Genomic DNA, 1746 nt, shown 5'->3' with positions numbered 1-1746 from the left:
GAGCCCGTCTCAAATCATTTTTGGGACGGGCTTCTGTTTTAAATGGTTTACAAACGTGTTTTCCGATTGGTATAAGATTTTAGCGGCATGGGCAGTTCCTGAGCTAGATCAAGCCTATCTAAGCTGCCTTCTTCCTGATATTCTGTGCTATCGCAATCAATCCCCATTCGATCTCAACCTTTTGCTTGCCACGGAGCATGAACCGGCGAAAGTTGTGGTTATGCTTGATATTGCCGAAGACAGGTTCGACATCAAAGCACCGCTTTTTTCGTTTCTGGATTCCCTCTTCACTTTTCAGTAACTCGTCTGCCTGCTGTTTATGTCTTTCCAGGTCCACATTTACTTGGATAATCCTGTCGCCTTTCGATTTATGGCATGCACCGTTTAAGGGACATTTACCGCAGTTAGAGGCTTGGTATAGCCTGGCGCTTTGTGTAAAACCTGTCGCTGTCCTGCTGACCTTGTTGCCAATGTATCGCATCTTCTGGCCTATTGGACAGATATAATGATCGCCCTGGGGATTATAATGAAGCTTGTCTACACTGAACGGGTGCTTTTTATGAAAGCTTTTATGTTGCTGCTTGTCGAAGAGGCCATATTTCACGTAAGCCGCGATTTTCTTTTCTTCCAACAGCGTGTAGTTCTCTTCCGATCCGTAGCCGGCATCAGCAGTTATTGATTTTAACGAACTGCCAAAGCTGTTTTCATATTGGTCAAGATGTGCAGCCAGCGTGTTGGTGTCGGTAGGATTAGTGTGCAAGGAATAATTTACAATGAATTGGTTAGAAGTCGATATCTGCACATTATAGGCCGGCTTCAACTGACCATTATGCATATGATCTTCTTTCAACCTCATAAATGTAGCGTCCGGATCGGTCTTGCTGTAACTATTGCGGTCGCCCAAAATAGCCTCTTGCTGCTCATAACGGGCGATGCTGGATGGGTAATGCTTGGTCACATATCCTAATTTGGCTTTCATTTTCTTGTCAATATCTTCCCTTTTGCCTAATACCTGATTGAGCTTGTTGACCGTATCCTGAACCTTTTCCTTGCTGATCGTAGTGAAGTCTGGCGGGTCGGGAAGACCATCTTCTGTCGTGGCCACGCTCTGGGCGTATTCCCAGATATGGGCTAACTGTTTCTTAATCTTCTCCTTATTAGTAGCAATCGCCTTCCGCCACACGAAAGTGTACTTATTGGCATTGGCCTCAATTTTGGTGCCGTCTGTGTAGACCTCTTCAATGCTTAACAGACCCTCTTGGGCCAGTAACAATACCACTTCTTCAAAAATCTGGCGCAATGCATCTTTCAAACGCACCCCCCTAAACCGGTTGATTGTATTATGGTCAGGATAGCTCATCGAGCTCAAAAACATGAAGTAAATGCTCTCCTTGCAGGCTGCTTCCAGTTTACGGCTTGAATAGATGTTGCTCACATAACCATAAACGAGCACTTTAAGAAGCATCTGCGGGTGATAACTCGAAGACCCGATCGTGTGATAGGCTGAATGAAGCGGCTCTAAACTGATGCTATTGATCACATCGTTGACCACCCGACAAGCATGGTCTTTGGAGATTAACTCATCTAAACTTGGAGGAAGCAGCATTAATTGCTGCTGATTATAAGGCTTGAAGGTAGGTTGTCGTCGGGCCATCTTTCCTGGATTGCTAATACCTAAAGATAATCAATCACAGAAAATCGGCAAAGCCCATATAACAAAAGAAGGTGCCTTTTTGAGACACCCTC

Annotated in this window: 1 protein-coding gene; it reads right to left on the bottom strand. The window is 44.8% G+C overall.

Annotated features, from left to right (window positions below):
* Positions 1 to 118 precede the first annotated feature (118 nt).
* Positions 119 to 1654: an IS1182 family transposase gene (locus tag BMW93_RS35035; protein WP_090387479.1), complete on the bottom strand. Its 1536-nt coding sequence runs from the start codon at positions 1652 to 1654 to the stop codon at positions 119 to 121.
* Between the last annotated feature and the right edge of the window lie 92 nt (positions 1655 to 1746).

It is taken from the genome of Dyadobacter sp. SG02 (genome assembly GCF_900109045.1).
Classification (GTDB): Bacteria; Bacteroidota; Bacteroidia; order Cytophagales; family Spirosomataceae; genus Dyadobacter.
This window is presented reverse-complemented; position numbering and strand designations above follow the sequence as displayed.